This is a genomic window from Clostridium sp. DL-VIII, assembly GCF_000230835.1.
In the GTDB taxonomy this organism is placed as follows: domain Bacteria; phylum Bacillota; class Clostridia; order Clostridiales; family Clostridiaceae; genus Clostridium.
This window is the reverse complement of record NZ_CM001240.1, coordinates 5,199,551-5,217,452: the sequence shown is the minus strand read 5'-3', so window position 1 is coordinate 5,217,452 and position 17,902 is coordinate 5,199,551. Positions and strand designations below refer to the sequence as shown.

Sequence of the window (17,902 nt, the reverse complement as noted above, 5' to 3'; positions counted from 1 at the left end):
GGTGGGACTGAATGATTAAAAAGAAAAAAAACGGATTTACTTTAATGGAAATGATAATTGTACTAGCAATAATAATAATTGTTTTAGTTATTACAACGTCTATATTTATTACTGGGAATAAGGTTTTTTCTGAATCAGATGCAAAATCCACTTTGCAAATAGAAGCTAAAGATATTCAAGAAGAGCTGACTAAAGTTGGTATACAAAGTGTAAATATCACTGACATAGAGATAGATGGTATTGATGGAAATGATGAAGGACAATATGTGGATAAAGAATATTCAGAGCTAGATTCTAGTAAAATAAATGGAATTGAAATGCAAGGTTATGATAGGGATAGTGTATATTCAAATGATGGTACAGTGAGCAATGAAAAATATTATAATATCATATATGAAGATGGAGAACTAAAAATTGTATATGATAATGGAGAGTATAAAATACTTTCAAAACATGTTAACAGCTTTAGGATAGTACCTCAAGACATTAATAAGAGTTTTGCAGAGTCATCTTCAATTCAATTTAATATTAATTTACATGAAGAAAAAGCATTTAGTAAGGTTAATTATCCTATTAGCGTTAAGATTACTTTTAGGAATAAAAATAAATAAAGAAAGGAGGAGAAAATTTGGAGAAAATAAGAAATAAAAAAAATTATTTAAAAAAATTAAGCATACTAATATGTTTTATATTATTAATTACATTAATAAATATTGGTTCAAAAAACGTAAATGCAACTGATGATATAGTAGCAAGTGAACCAACATTTAAAATAGAAATGAATCCTGTTATGCCGAATCCTGCTATGGTTGGCGAAGATGTTACCGTTAGTGGAAAAATAATACCACAACCTTTTGAAAATGATATTCCTAAAAAGGAAATCGTTTTGGTTTTAGATGTATCTGGAAGTATGGATGAAAGAGCACTATGTACAAATCCAAGAGTAAGGCATAAAGTAGAGCAAGGGGAGTGGGAGTGGAGTTGGTCAAAGTTTAAATTTGTATGGGTAGACACTAGTTATTATATAGATGATTATTGTGAAGAACATAATAAAGCTGGTGAGCATCAGGTTACTAGTGGAAATACTAAAATAGAACAATTAAAAATTGCTGCTGATAATTTTATTGATAAAATGAAAAGTGTGCAGAATTTAGAAATAGCAATAGTAGCATATTCAAGTAATGCTACTATAAAGACATATAATTCGACTAATAGCTTCTTAAGTTCAAATCAAGATAAAGATTTAAAGGCAATTATTGATGGATTAAAGGCAGATGGTGGCACCAATACAGGAGAGGGGTTAAGAAAAGCTGAATATTTGTTAGAAAAGAATAGTGATGAAAATGCGAATAAGGATATTATTTTTATGTCAGACGGGCTCCCTACTTTTTATTCTGTAAAAAATAATAATTATTATACCAATATTGATAATAGCGATCCTAAATATGCTGGAAAAGGTAGTGATTATGATGAGGATGCAAAAGAATATGCAACTCAAATAGGCAATAAAATTAGAGATACCAAAAAACCTAATGTATTTTCAATAGGATATGGTTTGGGTAATGAAAGTAGCACTGGAAATACTACGATGCAAGAAATTCATGAATCGATGGGTGGAGCTACAGATAATGGAACGTTTTATGCCACAGATGTAGGAGCAATAGATGGAGTTTTTAGTAAAATAGCTGATAATATATTAGAGAGTTATACTATTACTAATGTAAAAATAAATTTAAACTTTGATTCTAATTTTACTTTAAATGTTGGAGGAAACGTAGTAAATATAAACAATATAAAATATACTCTTACATCTCAAGCTAATGGAAAAGTTAGATATGAAGCATCAGAGATACCGTTTGAATTTACAATTAAAGGTAATATTCCGAATATTTATGATAATATGTTTGAAAATTCTAAATTATCTGTTCCATGGAATGGAAGCATTAAAAATACGGATATACCTAAAACAAGTATAACCATAAAGAGTAGTGGATTGCCAGATATAGAAGCGGAGAAAAAAAGTCTAGAATCTGAACCTTATCAAGTAGGAAAAGACATTAATGTAACTTACACAATTACTCCCAAAAGTTTTGATTTTCAAGGTAGCGATGATGATTCAAAACCTAAAGATGTAGTTATTTTATTAGATGTATCTAATTCTATGAATAGGGATGGATTGTTTGCAAGTATTAAACAAGCTATAAGTGATAAAATATTTCATGATAATGAACTTCAAACGTGTAAGAGTCGGTACTCAGTAATAACTTATAGTGATGATGCAGTGTATAATAAATTAGATGAAAATGATGCGGATATAAAAGAAAAGTGTAATAGTGAATCAAATTATTCAGACCTAATGAGGCAAAAAGTTCTTGATAAAATAAATGTATCTGATTCCAGTAGTCGAAATGTATCAAAGGCGTTAAAGTTAGCACAAGATATTTTAGATAATGGAAGAAATGAACCTGCTACTAGTCAGATTGATATAAACCGTGGTACTGGAAGTAAAAATATAATAATTATAGGTGGGGGAAGTATAACAGATGAAGGTAGTAGTTCGTTAATAACTGAGATAAATAATATTAAGAATAAAAATTATAATATAATTACTTTAAATGTTGGACAAGTTATTAGCGAAGATGAGGAACCTAATAATAATTTAAAAAATCTTCATTACAGTTTAATAAATAAACAAGAAAGTAATTCGGAAAACTTATTAGAAAAAGAAAATAATAATTATTACATTAATGTAAACTATGGAAAATTTGATATAAGTGATCCGCATAAACTTTTTGAGGATTCTAATAATATAAATTCTAATAATACTATAGAAGACCCCATAATGCCCCAAATAGCAAGTAAATTAAAAAGTGGAATGAAGCAATCATATACATTCAATGCAAAACTTAAATTTAACAAGGGAGAAAAATTTGACATTGTTTCAGGACTTAACACATGTTCTGATGGAAATTATAATGTTGAAACAAATGAATTTAGTGTGGTATACACATTGAAAAATGGAACTTATAGCGCTGAACCATTTGATATATCATTCAAAATAAAACCAAATGAAACTGGAACATTAGAGTTTGGAAATCCAGGATTTATTTCGTATACTAATTTAGAAAATGAATTAACTGGAAATAATATCAATCCTTTTAGTATTACAGTAGGCTCAGAGTTGAAAATTTTAAATTATGGATTATATGAAGGTGTGAAAAACAACATACCCAATATAGATAATCGAGGAAGTTTCAATATTGTTAGAGGTTCATCTTTGAGAATAGGGGCAACTCTCTTGGGATCTATAAGTAGTCAGGATGATGCAAATTTAGAAATACCTCAAGGTGTAGAGATAAACGGAGAAATTGAAGTTTTTAAATATGATAGTATTGGAACTTTTGCAAAAATTGGAACAATGACTCAATCCGATATTAAAAACAGCAAAGTAATATATAAATATACCAGTAATGGTGCTAATGTGAGTACTAACGAAAAAATATTAATACTATATAATGAGAAATTGCCAACAGATTCTACAGAAAATCAATATATAAATACTTTATTGGTACCAGGAGATAGTAGGAATATTACAATGAATATACCTGATAAATCTCCAGATTTATTTTAGTAATGGATTTTACGCTGATAAGTCCGAGTGTGCGAAAAATAAAATCATCGGTTGTACTGGTAGAAAAACAATTAACTATAAGAGTATATTTATACTGAAGTTTAGACAGGAAGTAACTTGTAATAAAGAGTGTGTAGGAGATATAAGTATTTATGAATTACAGAAAGAATATGAGTAGAATTAAAGAAAAACTTAATTCACAAGTAAAATTTAATTTATATACTTCAAAAATAGATCTTAATAAATTAATAAAATATGCTGAAGCACAGTATATTTTATTAGCCGGCTCGGTTATATTTTTTATAGCTTATATTTGCTTCAGAAATTTAGGTACATTTCCAATTAATAATTGGGATGAGGCAAGACATGGTATAAGTGGATATGAGATGATAAAGAACAATCAGTATATAATTAATACATATGCTTATGAAAAAGATTATTGGAATTTAAAACCTCCATTAAGTTTTTGGATAATAGCTTTATGTATTAAAAGCTTTGGAGTATCTATGTTCTCTATAAGGTTTTATTCAGCTATATCATTATTAATATTAACAACATTGATTGGAATATTTGTTTTAAAAAGATATGGAAAAATAGAATCTCTAGTATCATTATTAAGCTTCTCTGCATCTACTCAATTATATGTAAAACATGTAGGAAGACATGCGGATGCAGATGCTTTATTTATATTACTTTTTACAATATCTATGATATCAATGTTATATATAAAGGATAATAAAAAATTTTTATATATAAGTGGGTTATCATTTGGGCTTGCGTTTCTTACAAAAAGTTTTCATTCATTTTTACTTGTAATTATAGGGGGATTATTTATATTGTTTACTGGTGAAATAAAAAGAATCAAACAAAAAGAATGGTTTCTTTTTATTCTTTCATTTTCAGTACCGATAGGCTTATGGGTTATAGCTAGAATTAGAAGCGATGGATTTTTTTTCTTTAAAGAAATGATTAAATATGATTTGTTAGAAAGGACTATGGAAGGCGTAGAAAATAATACTCCAGGATTCTTTTATTATTTCCAATATTTCTTTGTTGGAACAGGTTCAAGTTTAAGAGTTGTTCTTATTATAATAATTATGCTGGGGTTAAGTTTAAACTTTAAGAAGTTAAAAAAAGACGAATCTATAGCATATATATTGTGGATATTTATACCATTAATTATCTATACTATTTCAAAAACTAAATTAGATTGGTACATAATGCCAATATATATACCAATAATAATAGTTGCGTCAACAATGTTTGGGAATATAATAAGATCTGTGAAATTAAGTAGAATTTTTAAAATATTCCTTGTTTTGTTGTTTATAAGTGTAGTAATTATACATGGTATGTATATGATTAACTTTGTTGAAAATCCACCAGGTAATGATTTACAGGCTTTTATTATGAATGACTTATCAAATAAAAATGAAATCCAAGGGGAAGATGCATATATTGATTATGGTATTGGAAAATTGGAACAGAGTGTAGTAATGGCAGCAGAAATAAGTGCAGATTTAAAATGTAAAGAAGGTGGAGTTGAAGGATTCTTAGAAAATAATCATCAAGGTATTTTGATTATAAATTCTACTATGTATAAAATACATAAAGAAGAATTAAAAAAGTTTAATTTAATATTACAAAATGAAGAATATTATGTTATAGCTAAAACCTAATTTAGTATATAGTATTAAAAGCATAAAAAGATTTAAATGTTGATATATGACGTTCATATTTTGATTTTAATAAGTTTTATTTAAAGCAATAATTTATATAGTGTAGTAGTAATTTATAAATTATAAAATACGGCAAGGGTAATTTTAATAAAATCTTAATTTTACTTTTTTTATTAATACGATATAATAACATATGATAAACAACTTAATAAAATGTAAATGTTATATTTGCATATGGGAGGAAACAAATGAATATAATAGATATATTTTTACATCTTGATAAGTATTTAGCAGCTGTTGTTGGAAATTATGGAGTTGAAACGTATTTAATGTTATTTATTATAATTTTCTTAGAAACAGGATTAGTGATAACACCATTTTTGCCTGGAGATTCTTTAATTTTTGCGGCAGCAGCATTAGCAGCAGAGGGAGCGCTCAATATATATATGCTCATAGGAATTTTGATGATTGCAGCGATTCTTGGAGATACATCAAATTACGAAATTGGAAGGCTCTTTGGTCATAAAATCTTAAAAAGCGGAAGATTCATAAAACAAGAACATCTTGACAAAACCAATAAATTCTACGAGAAATATGGTGGGAAAACCATAATTTTTGCTAGGTTTATACCTATTGTAAGAACAATTGCTCCGTTTGTGGCAGGAATAGGTGAAATGAGTTATAAGAAATTTATTTCATTTAATGCAATTGGAGGCGTTCTGTGGGTATTAGTTGTGTCAGCTTTAGGATACTTTTTCGGAAGCATTCCAATAGTTAAAAATAACTTTGAATTGGTGATAATTGCAATAATATTAATTTCAATATTGCCGATAATAATTGAATTTATTAGAAGTAAAGCAAAAAAAACTGATGAAGTTATGTAGTATTTCAATTGACTAGTAGAAAAGTAAGGCACATGAAAATAAATAACGAGTCCAAAATAGCCTTGCAAGCGGACTTATTATTTATTTGATAGTGCCTACTAATAAGAATATAGCATGAAATAAAAATAGACCAGCATACTGGTCTATTTTTATTTATATATTTTAATTAAATGCATTATAAATTGCAGTAATTCCCTTTTCAAAATCATCATTTTCAATACCGACTAAAATATTCATTTCACTAGAACCTTGATCAATCATTCTTATATTTACTTTGGCATCTGAAAGAGCTGTGAAGATTTTTGCAGCAGTTCCCATTTGTTTAGCCATTCCACGTCCAACAGTTGCAATCATAGCCAAGTTTGGATGAACTTCTATTGTATCTGGAGTACAAGTCCTTTTAATTTCGTCTATTACAGCATCCTTTTTATGTTTTAGCTGTGAATCTGAAATAACGAGACATACTGTATCAATTCCAGAAGGCATATTTTCAAAAGAAATATTGTGCTGTTCAAGAATTGATAATAGCTTTCTACAAAAACCAAGTTCTGAATTCATTGAAGCTTTAGCTATTGAGATTACTGTAAAATCTTTTTTGCCTGCAATACCAGTTACAGTAGTTGGGTTAGTTGAAATATCACAATCCTTAACTATAAAAGTACCTTCGTCCTGTGGACTATTTGTGTTCTTAATATTTATTGGAATTCCAATCTCTCTTACTGGGAATATAGCATCTTCATGAAGTACTGAAGCCCCCATATAAGATAATTCTCTCAGTTCTGAATAAGTTATTCTGCTTATTGGCTTCGGATTTTTAATTATTCTAGGATCTGCCATCAAAAAGCCAGATACATCTGTCCAGTTTTCATAAAGGTCAGCACTTACACTTGCAGCAACCAATGCGCCTGTTACGTCTGAGCCGCCCCTTGAAAATGTTATTATATTGCCATCACAATCTGCCCCATAAAATCCTGGAATTACAGCTTTAGATATTTTTGATAGTTTGGCATTAAGAGCAGAGTTTGTAGCCTCAGCATCTAGTGAACCATCTGTATCAAAAACCATAACATCTTTAGCATCGACAAATTCAAAATTTAAATAATTAGCAAGTATTAGTCCGTTTAGGTATTCGCCCCTGCTTGCAGCATAATCACTTGAAGCCCCTTCTTCAAGATCTTTTTTTACAATATCTAAATGTTTTTCGATATCAAAATCTAAGTTCAAATCTTTAACAATACCACAATATCTGTCTTTTATGTGATTGAAAACATCATCAAAAGCTATTCCCGTAGAAACATGGGCGTGGCAAAGGTATAAAAGGTCAGTTATCTTTGAATCTTTAGAATTTCTTTTACCAGGTGCTGAAGGAATTACATATTTTCTTTCATTATTAGAAAATATTATATCCTTAACCTTTTTGAATTGATTAGCGTCTGCTAGTGAGCTTCCACCAAATTTTGTTACAATTGTGTTCATAATCATAGCCCCCATATTTTTATGTTTTTTTATAAATTTACACATAAGATTGTAGCAATTTATCTAAAAATGTTCAAGTTAATTATTGAGAATACTTTAGGAACATGAAAATATACTGGCAAACGGACCTACTATTTATTTGATTGTGCCTTAATTCAAATACTAATACTTAATAATGTATAATTGTAAGCAAAAAAATGCATAATAAATATTGGATGGAACTAATAATAAAAAAAGAATATAGAATGCCTTTAAAATATGTGAAAAAAAATTAACATTATTCATGAAGTGATTTTACAGTTTGATTGACATGGTTAAATTTGATTTGTATAATGAAGATATAAATTTAGATAACTTTTGACAACGGAGTCATGGAATGAATAATTCGCAGTGATTTCGTTTATTTTTTTGCTATAAAATATTTTGCCTTATATGCAGAAAAGTTGTAACTTAAAGATTTCCAATTTATAATCATTTTATTTAAATAATAAAGAAAATGATATTTATTTCTTTATTATTTAAAGTTTTTGATATAAAAATATTTATTTTTTTAAAAAATCACTTGATTTGAAGTAAATATTATTATATAATTTCATTATTAAAAGAATTGAGCAAAGGCGTTCAATAGATGGTATATATCTCTATTGTGCGCTTTTTTTTAAGAAAAGGGGGGAGTGTAAATGGCAAAATACACAAAGGAAGATGTCATTAACTTAGTAAGAGAAAATGGAGTGAAATTCATAAGGCTTCAATTTACTGATATTTTCGGCACATTAAAAAATGTAGCAATTACTGATAAGCAATTAGAAAAGGCACTAAATAATGAGTGCATGTTTGATGGATCATCTATTGATGGTTTTGTTAGAATTGAAGAATCAGATATGAATCTAAGACCTAACTTAGACAGCTTTGTAATTTTTCCATGGAGACCACAACAAGGTAAGGTTGCAAGATTAATTTGTGACATCTACAGACCAGATGGAACACCATTTGAAGGAGATCCAAGATATATCTTAAAGAAAGCTGTAGCAGAAGCAGCTGAGCTTGGATATTCAATGAATGTTGGACCAGAATGTGAATTTTTCTTGTTTGAAACAGATGAAAATGGAAATGCAACAACTAACACTCAAGATAAAGGCGGATATTTTGATCTAGCACCTACTGATCTAGGAGAAAATGCTAGGCGTGATATGACTTTAGCTTTAGAAGAAATGGGATTTGAAATTGAAGCTTCTCATCATGAAGTTGCTGAAGGTCAAAATGAAATTGACTTTAAGTATGGAGATGCTTTAACTACAGCTGATAACATTATGACTTTTAAGTTAGTTGTTAAATCTATTGCTCAAAGACATGGACTACATGCATCATTTATGCCTAAACCAATCTTTGGAATCAATGGTTCAGGAATGCACGTTAATATGTCATTATTCAAAGATGGAAAGAATGCTTTCGTTGATGAAAATGATAAAAATGGATTAAGTAAAGTGGCCTATCAATTTATTGCTGGTTTATTAAAGAATGTTAAGGGGCTTGCAGCAGTAACTAATCCACTAGTTAATTCATATAAGAGATTGGTACCAGGATATGAAGCACCAGTTTACTTAGCTTGGTCTTGCAAAAACAGAACTGCATTAATAAGAGTGCCAGCTGCAAGAGGCGCTGGAACAAGGGTAGAGCTTAGATGTCCAGATCCAAGTTCTAATCCATACTTAGTATTAGCGGTACTTCTACAAGCTGGTTTAGATGGAATTAAGAATAATTTAACACCACCAGATGAAATAGAAGCAAACATTTTCGCTATGACTGATGATGAAAGAAAAGCTAATGGAATTGATAATCTACCAAACAATTTATATGAAGCAGTTAAGTTTATGGAAGAAAGTGAATTAGCTAAGACAGCTTTAGGAGAACATATTTACGCTAACTATATTTCTGGAAAAGCTGCTGAATGGGATGATTACAGAACCAAAGTGCATGATTGGGAAATAGAGAACTATCTTAATAAATATTAATCTAGTGATATTGAGTTACTAATTTAAGGTGGGGATTGCGATGGCTCAAAATGGAAAACTTATTATAGCGCTAAGCAATATTGAGACTGCAAAGAAATTAAAGAGTTTACTAATACAAGAAGGCTATGAAATACTAGCGTTGTGTACCTCAGGAAATGAATTAATTAGATTAGTTATGCAATATTCCCCAGACCTAGTCTTAGTTGGATATAAATTTAAAGATATGAGTTTACTAGATGTTTATGAAAATTTAGTGGATTATACTAGCTTTTTAGCTATTGTAAATGAACCATATAAATCATTTATAGAGGAAGATACCGATATATATTGTATTGGCACTAAAATTTCTAATGTACTACTGACTAATGCTATTGATCTAATATTTCAAAGCAAAAAGAGAATTAAGAAGCTAAGAGCACAAGTAGAAAAATTAGAGCATACTTTAGAAGACAGAAAGCTTATAGAAAAGGCTAAAGGTCATCTTATGGCAACGTCGGGACTTACAGAAAATGAAGCATTTAGATATATGCAGAAGATAAGTATGGATTCTGGGAAAAGGATGAAAGATATTGCTAGTTTAATATTGAGTGAAGCAGAATAATTTGTAAATTACTGTAAAGATGCGGGTAACTATATCGTAAAAGGATATTTTTACTCGTTGTTTTACTATAAATGAGTATTTGGAACATATTTTAAGTAAAACCAATTATATGCACCTATTTGATTTAAAACAAAGGAATAATGTGCAAATAAATATATTATTACAGGGGGAATTGAAATGGAAAATAATAATCCAAATGCACAAGGGCTATATAATCCATGTTTTGAACATGATGCTTGTGGAATTGGGACAATAGTTAACATTGATGGTGAAAAATCTCATGATATACTATCAGACTGCCTAACTATACTTGAAAAATTAGAACATAGAGGTGGGACAGGCGCTGATGAGCATACAGGAGATGGAGCAGGAGTATTATTCAACATACCTCACAAATTCTTTGAAGAAGAATTGAAAGCAAAGGGGTTAACTCTTGGTAATGAAGGCGACTATGCAGTTGCAATGGTATTTTTACCACAGGAAGAGAAGGCAAGAAAAGAAGCTATGAGCCTTTTTGAAGATATATGTAAAGATGAGAATTTTGAACTGATTGGGTGGAGAGAAGTTCAAACAAATTCTTCAATACTTGGAAAAGCATCTTTAGAAGCTATGCCTGCAATAATGCAAGCTTTTGTAAAGAGACCTAATGGCATAAAACCAGGAAAAGATTTTGAAAGAAATTTATATATTGTTAGAAGAAATATAGAGAAGAGAGCAGGATGGATAAGTAAATTCTTAAATGAGACTTTTTATATTGCATCTTTCTCATCAAAAACAATTGTGTATAAAGGAATGCTTTTATCTACACAACTTAGAGAATTCTATAAGGATTTAGACGATGAAAGAGTTGAAACCTCTTTAGCATTAGTACATTCAAGATATAGTACTAATACATTCCCAAGCTGGGAAAGAGCGCATCCAAACAGATTTATGATTCATAATGGTGAAATAAATACACTCCGTGGAAATGTAAATAAGGTTTATTCTAGAGAAACAAATGTAAAATCTAGAGCGCTTGGAAAAGATTTAAACAGAGTATTACCTATTATAAATAAAGAAGGATCAGACTCTGCGATCTTTGACAATAACTTAGAATTCTTATATATGAATGGTATGGATTTAACTAGAGCAGTTATGATGGCAATTCCAGAACCATGGTATAAGAGTAAGACTATGAGTAAAGAAAAGAAAGCTTTTTATGAATATAACGCTACACTAATGGAACCATGGGATGGTCCAGCAGCTATCGTATTTACAGATGGTGAAAAAGTTGGTGCAGTTTTAGATAGAAATGGTCTAAGACCGTCAAGATATTATATTACTAAAGATAGAAGATTAATTCTTTCTTCAGAAGTTGGCGCTTTAGATGTGCCTCCTGAAATTGTAGAAAAGAAAGATAGATTAAAACCAGGTAGAATGCTTCTTGTAGATACAGTTAAGAAAGAAGTTATAGATGATGAACAATTAAAGCAGGAATATGCAGCTGAGCATCCATATGGAGAATGGTTAAAGGAAAATTTAGTTACATTAGACAAAATAAAAGATAGCAAAAAGCTTAGAATTGAGTATGACAGGGAAACTAGAAAGAGATTAGAAAAGACATTTGGATATACATACGAGGAAGTTAAGACAACTATGCTTCCAATGGCTGAAAGCGGAGCAGAACCACTTGCAGCAATGGGGGTAGATGTTCCACTTGCAGTATTATCTAAAGAATCTCAACCACTATTTAACTATTTTAAGCAATTATTTGCACAAGTAACTAATCCGCCTATAGATGCAATTAGAGAAGAAATAATAACAGCTTCTAATGTTTATTTAGGACCAGAAGGAAATATATTAGAAGACAAGCCTTCCAATTGTGAAATGTTAAAGCTTGATTCACCAATATTAAATGATGAAGAATTAGCTAAAATAAAAACACTTAATGACGGAAATTTAAAAGCAAAAGTTATAGATATCGTATTTGATAAAGGTAGTTCTTTAGAAAATGCCTTAGATGAAATGTTTGAAAAAGCGCAGGATGCATATGAAAAAGGATATACTGTATTAGTATTATCTGATAGAAATGTATGCGAAGCTAAAGTGCCTATTCCATCATTGCTTGCAGTGTCGGCACTTCATCAATATATGGTTAAAAAAGGGACAAGAACATCTGTTGGAATAGTATTAGAAAGTGGAGAACCAAGAGAAATTCATCATTTTGCTACATTGATTGGATTTGGTGCATCTGCTGTAAATCCATATATGGCTTATGAATCTTTAAGAGGACTAATTGAAGAAAAATTACTTGATGTAGAATATGATAAGGCTGTTTATAATTACAACAAAGCTGTACTTAAAGGAATAATTAAGATTCTTTCTAAAATGGGTATTTCTACAATACAATCTTATCAAGGAGCTCAAATATTTGAAGCTATAGGTATTGGAAAAGAAGTTATTGATAAATACTTCACTAATACTATAAGCAGAATTGATGGAATTGGACTAAAAGAAATACAAAAAGAAGCAGAAATAAATCATGAAAAAGGCTTTAGAGAGAAGACTTATGCAGCTGACTTTTCATTAGATTCACCTGGATATGAAAAATTAAGATCTGGTGAAGGAAATCAAGAGAAGCATTTATATAACCCATTAACTATTCATAAGCTTCAAGAAGCAACAAGAACAGGAAATTATGAATTATTTAAGGAATGTACTTCATTAATAGATGATGAAAAAGCTGAAATAACCTTAAGAGGATTATTAGATTTCAATTATAATTCTAATGAAATTCCTCTAGATGAAGTTGAACCAGTATCAGAAATAGTTAAGAGATTTAAAACAGGAGCTATGTCTTATGGATCAATTTCTAAGGAAGCTCATGAAGCTCTAGCTATTGCAATGAACAGAATTGGCGGAAAGTCTAATACTGGTGAAGGTGGAGAAGATAAAGACAGATGGACAGTAGATAAAAACGGAGATTCAAGAAGATCTTCAATAAAACAAGTTGCATCTGGTAGATTTGGAGTAACTTCAGAATACTTAGTAAATGCTGATGAACTTCAAATAAAACTTGCACAAGGAGCAAAACCAGGGGAAGGTGGACAATTACCTGGAACTAAGGTATATCCATGGATTGCTAAGACTAGACATTCAACTACAGGAGTTGGGCTTATATCACCACCACCACATCATGATATATATTCAATAGAAGATTTAGCACAATTAATTTATGACTTAAAGAATGCAAACACTGGTGCTAGAGTATCTGTTAAACTAGTTTCTGAATGTGGAGTTGGAACTGTTGCTGCTGGAGTTGCTAAAGGTGGAGCAGAAGTAATATTAATTTCAGGATATGATGGAGGAACTGGTGCATCACCAAAGAACTCAATTAAAAATGCAGGTCTTCCTTGGGAGCTTGGACTAGCTGAAGCTCATCAAACTTTATTACTTAATGATTTAAGAGAAAGAGTTAGAGTTGAAGTTGATGGTAAATTAATGAGTGGAAGAGATGTTGCTATTGCAGCACTTCTTGGAGCAGAAGAATTTGGATTTGCAACTGCACCTCTTGTAGCACTTGGCTGTGTTATGATGAGAGTTTGTAATTTAGATACATGCCCAGTTGGTGTGGCAACTCAAAATGAAGAGCTTAGAAAGAGATTTAAAGGAAAACCAGAATATGTTGTTAACTTTATGTACTTTATAGCTGAAGAACTTAGAGAAATCATGGCTAAGCTTGGATTTAGAAAACTCGATGAAATGATTGGTAGAGTAGATAAGCTTAAGCAAAAAGAGAGTGCTCACGGCTGGAAAGCTAAGAGTATTGATTTAAGCTCTATACTTTATACTCCAGATAAGTATAAAGGTAAAGTTGTTAAATTTGATCAAACTAAGAAGTATGATTTTAAGTTACATAAAGTAATGGACGAAAAATTATTCTTAGATAAATGTAAGGAAGCTATAACTGAAGGTAAAAAGACAGACTTAGAAGTTGATATAACTAATACTGATAGAACTCTTGGAACTATTTTAGGTTCTGAGGTAACTAAAGTACATGGTACAGAAGGATTACCAGAAGATACTATTACTATTAAGTGTAATGGTGCAGCAGGTCAAAGTTTTGGTTCATTCATTCCAAAGGGATTAACTTTTGAAATTGAAGGAGATGCTAATGACTACTTTGGTAAGGGATTATCAGGTGGTAAACTTATTGTATATCCTCCAAAGAAATCGACTTTTGTAGCTGAAGATAACATCTTAATAGGAAATGTTGCTTTATATGGTGCGACTTCAGGAAAAGTATTTATAAATGGTATTGCAGGTGAAAGATTCTGTGTAAGAAATTCAGGTGCAACAGCAGTTGTTGAAGGTGTTGGAGCTCATGGATTAGAATACATGACTGGTGGAAAAGTTGTTGTTTTAGGTAAAACAGGTATTAACTTTGCAGCAGGTATGAGTGGTGGAGTTGCTTATATATATGAAGAAGATCCAAACTTTAGAATTAACTTAAATGAAGAAATGATTTTATTAGAAGAGTTAGATATAGACGATGAAGAAGAATTAAAGAGCTTAATTGAAGAACATGTGAAAGTTACAGGCTCTCCTAAAGGAAATAAGATATTATATAACTTTGAAACAGAAAAATCTAAATTCCACAAGATAATTCCAAAGGATTATAAGAGAGTTTTAGAAACTGTTGAGAAGTACAAAAATCTTGGATGTGATGAGGATGAAGCATTAATAAAAACATTCCAAGAAATTAAAGGAAATTAGGAGGGATAGACGAATGGGTAAACCAACTGGATTTTTAGAGTATGATAGAGAAGTAGGCAAAAACAGAGAACCAAAGGAAAGATTACAAGATTATAACGAATTTCATACAAGACTTCCTTTAGATAAACAATGTATCCAAGGTGCTAGATGTATGGATTGTGGCGTTCCGTTTTGTCAATCAGGAGTATTATTTTCAGGCATGGTATCAGGATGTCCACTTCACAACCTAATTCCTGAATGGAATGACCTAGTATATAAGGGAAAATGGGATTTAGCTTACGAAAGATTAAATAAGACTAATCCATTTCCTGAATTTACAGGAAGAGTATGTCCAGCACCATGTGAAGCTGGATGTACAGCAGGATTAAATGGTCCTTCAGTTACTATAAAAGAAAATGAAAGAGCTATAATTGATACAGCTTTTGATAATGGAATAGTTAAGGCAAATTCACCTTTAAAGAGAACAGGGAAGAAGGTTGCTGTAATAGGTTCAGGTCCAGCAGGGCTTGCAGCAGCAAATACATTAAATAAATGTGGTCATAAGGTTACTGTATTTGAAAGAAGTGACAGGCCAGGTGGATTATTAATGTATGGAATTCCTAACATGAAGCTTGATAAGGAAGTTATTTTAAGAAGAATAAATCTTATGGCAGAAGAAGGTGTTAGATTTGTAACTAATGCAAATGTAGGTGAAAACTATAATGCTAAGGAAATCTTAGATGAATATGATGCTGTAGTTCTTGCTACAGGAGCATCACAGCCTAGAGATCTTGTAGCAGAAGGAAGAAATGACGTTAAAGGCATTCATTTTGCTGTAGATTTCTTAAAAGCTAATACTAAGAGCCTTTTAGATTCAAAGCATGCAGATAATAATTATATATCTGCAGAAGGTAAGAATGTAATTGTAATTGGTGGTGGAGATACAGGTACAGACTGCGTTGGAACTTCACTTAGACATGGATGTAAGTCATTAGTTCAATTTGAAATAATGGGTGAGCCTTCTAAGGAAAGAGCTGCAAATAATCCATGGCCAGAATGGCCTAAGATTCTTAAGGTCGATTATGGACAAGAAGAATTTATAGATTTGTATGGCAGAGATCCTAGAGAATATCTAACAACAGTTACGGCTATCCATGCTGATAAAGATGGAAATCTTGAAAGTGTTGATACTGTAAAAGTAGAATGGAAAAAAGACGAAAATGGAAGATTTGGACCAGTGCCAGTTAAAGGATCAGAGAAGACTTACCAGGCAGAACTAGTATTACTTGCAATGGGATTCACAGGTTCACAAAGTTATATTAAGGAAGCATTTGGAGTTGAATCAGATGCAAGAACTAATATAAAAGCATCAAATGAAGACTTTGAAACTAATATTCCTAAAGTGTTTGCAACAGGTGATGCAAGACGTGGACAATCATTAGTTGTAACAGCAATAAGTGAAGGAATACAAGCAGGAATAGCTGTTAATGAATTCTTAAGAAAATAGAATTAGGCACATGAAAATAATAAGAGTAATCCCCCTAGAAATTCTAGGGGGATTTTATTGTGCAGGAAATTATAGGATTTTTTCAGTCAAGAAAGACCATGAATAAGGAAGTAAAAATATTTTAATTGTTAATTATAAAGTAGATTATATGTTTCTATATTATGGAAAGGTATCATAATATATTATAAGTATATAAAAGATGTATATGTAAAGAGGAATATCTTAAAGAAAAGAATGGAGGAAAGTAATGAAAATTCTAAAGTGCAATAATAAGTTAATAAAATCTTTATTAAAAATAGGAGGTCTTTTTTTAGCTTTCTATATAACGCTAAACATACTGTCTGATATTTTTTTTATGATCTATAAAGCAGTTATTTTAGCTGTAAATCCAGAATTTGCAGTTAATAATGCTCTGTATGCAAATTATTTGAATAAACAGCTTTCAAGTATTAGCAGTTTTCCATCTGTGTGTTTAATATTAATTCAATGTATTTGTATGATATTTTATGTTATTCTATTTTGGGGAATATTTGAAAGGAAGAGTATCAAAGATATAGGTCTTACTAAGACAAAAGGCAGTTTGAGTGATTTATGCTTTGGAGTAATTATAGGTGCAATGTCATTTATAATAGTTGCTCTTGTACTTATATGTACTAAGTCAGTAAAATTACAAAGTGGCTTGAGTAAGACAAGTATTTTATACCCATTAATTATACAACTAATTATTTTTATTTTTGTTGGAATAAGTGAAGAACTTTTTTCTAGAGGATATTGTATGAATATTTTAAAAGAAGGCCGAAAGTCTTGGTTTATTCCGATTATAGTTTCATCTGTGATTTTTTCGTTGTTACATTCAATGAATCAAGGTATAAGTCTCTTAGCGTATATTAATTTGTTCTTATTTGCAGTTTTTATGGCAGGAATATATATTAAGACTAAAAACTTATGGATGTGTATAGGCTATCATACAGCGTGGAACTATTTTCAAGGTCCTATTTTCGGATTTTCAGTAAGTGGTGCTGAGACAGATTCTTTATACAATATAAGAGTGATAAGTTCTAATATAATTAATGGAGGGAGTTTTGGGCCGGAAGGTGGATTAGTAGTTACAATGGTGCTTGTAATTAGTATATTTATAACCTATAAGTTTTCATCTCATAGGTAAGAGATAATTTTATTTTATACATTGTAAATTATACAGTCTTAAGGTATAATTGTAACCGATTAAGAAAGTTTTTTTATTCTTTAGGAATTTATAATAAAGTCAAAGCTGTGGATAACTTATTCAAAAGGTCAATTAAGTAGGTTCGGTGTGTCAAAAAGAATAAAAAATAAATTAGTTTTGCCTATAATGTTTTTTACGCATAGTATTCTACTT

Annotated in this window: 10 protein-coding genes; 9 read left to right on the top strand and 1 reads right to left on the bottom strand. The window is 30.3% G+C overall.

All coding sequences use genetic code 11. The annotated features are described in order from the left end of the window. The first annotated feature begins 11 nt into the window (after nt 1-11). From CDLVIII_RS23920 to CDLVIII_RS23905, 4 genes are all read left to right on the top strand, one after another. Entirely contained in the window at nt 12-611 is a 600-nt protein-coding gene (locus tag CDLVIII_RS23920; RefSeq protein WP_009172059.1) for a prepilin-type N-terminal cleavage/methylation domain-containing protein, read from the top strand. A 17-nt stretch (nt 612-628) separates the two neighbouring features. Next, a complete protein-coding gene (locus CDLVIII_RS29475; RefSeq protein ID WP_009172058.1) occupies nt 629-3,631 on the top strand; it encodes a VWA domain-containing protein in 3,003 nt (1,000 codons plus the stop codon). Between the two features lie 152 nt (nt 3,632-3,783). Then, nucleotides 3,784-5,310 (top strand): glycosyltransferase family 39 protein, encoded by a 1,527-nt coding sequence (locus CDLVIII_RS23910; RefSeq protein ID WP_009172057.1) that lies wholly within the window; start codon nt 3,784-3,786, stop codon nt 5,308-5,310. A 248-nt stretch (nt 5,311-5,558) separates the two neighbouring features. Beyond that, nucleotides 5,559-6,194 (top strand): DedA family protein, encoded by a 636-nt coding sequence (locus tag CDLVIII_RS23905; RefSeq protein WP_009172056.1) that lies wholly within the window; start codon nt 5,559-5,561, stop codon nt 6,192-6,194. Nucleotides 6,195-6,356: 162 nt separating this feature from the next. Here the strand turns inward: CDLVIII_RS23905 and CDLVIII_RS23900 are convergent, their stop codons facing one another. Next, nucleotides 6,357-7,670 (bottom strand): aspartate kinase, encoded by a 1,314-nt coding sequence (locus CDLVIII_RS23900; protein ID WP_009172055.1) that lies wholly within the window; start codon nt 7,668-7,670, stop codon nt 6,357-6,359. A 680-nt stretch (nt 7,671-8,350) separates the two neighbouring features. Here CDLVIII_RS23900 and glnA point away from each other — a divergent pair. The 5 genes from glnA to CDLVIII_RS23875 all read left to right on the top strand — a co-directional run bounded on the left by glnA (nt 8,351) and on the right by CDLVIII_RS23875 (nt 17,689). Next, nucleotides 8,351-9,682 carry a type I glutamate--ammonia ligase gene (gene glnA / locus CDLVIII_RS23895; protein WP_009172054.1) on the top strand — a complete coding sequence of 444 codons (1,332 nt, stop codon included), beginning with the start codon at nt 8,351-8,353 and terminating at the stop codon, nt 9,680-9,682. Nucleotides 9,683-9,722: 40 nt separating this feature from the next. Beyond that, on the top strand, nt 9,723-10,283 hold the full coding sequence (locus tag CDLVIII_RS23890) for an ANTAR domain-containing protein (RefSeq protein WP_009172053.1): 561 nt from the start codon (nt 9,723-9,725) through the stop codon (nt 10,281-10,283). A gap of 177 nt (nt 10,284-10,460) precedes the next feature. Then, the gene (gene gltB / locus CDLVIII_RS23885) at nt 10,461-15,038 is read left to right on the top strand and encodes a glutamate synthase large subunit (RefSeq protein ID WP_009172052.1); all 4,578 of its coding nucleotides are present in this window, start codon (nt 10,461-10,463) and stop codon (nt 15,036-15,038) included. Nucleotides 15,039-15,051: 13 nt separating this feature from the next. Beyond that, entirely contained in the window at nt 15,052-16,524 is a 1,473-nt protein-coding gene (locus tag CDLVIII_RS23880; protein WP_009172051.1) for a glutamate synthase subunit beta, read from the top strand. Between the two features lie 247 nt (nt 16,525-16,771). Then, a complete protein-coding gene (locus tag CDLVIII_RS23875; RefSeq protein ID WP_009172050.1) occupies nt 16,772-17,689 on the top strand; it encodes a CPBP family intramembrane glutamic endopeptidase in 918 nt (305 codons plus the stop codon). Nucleotides 17,690-17,902 lie beyond the last annotated feature (213 nt).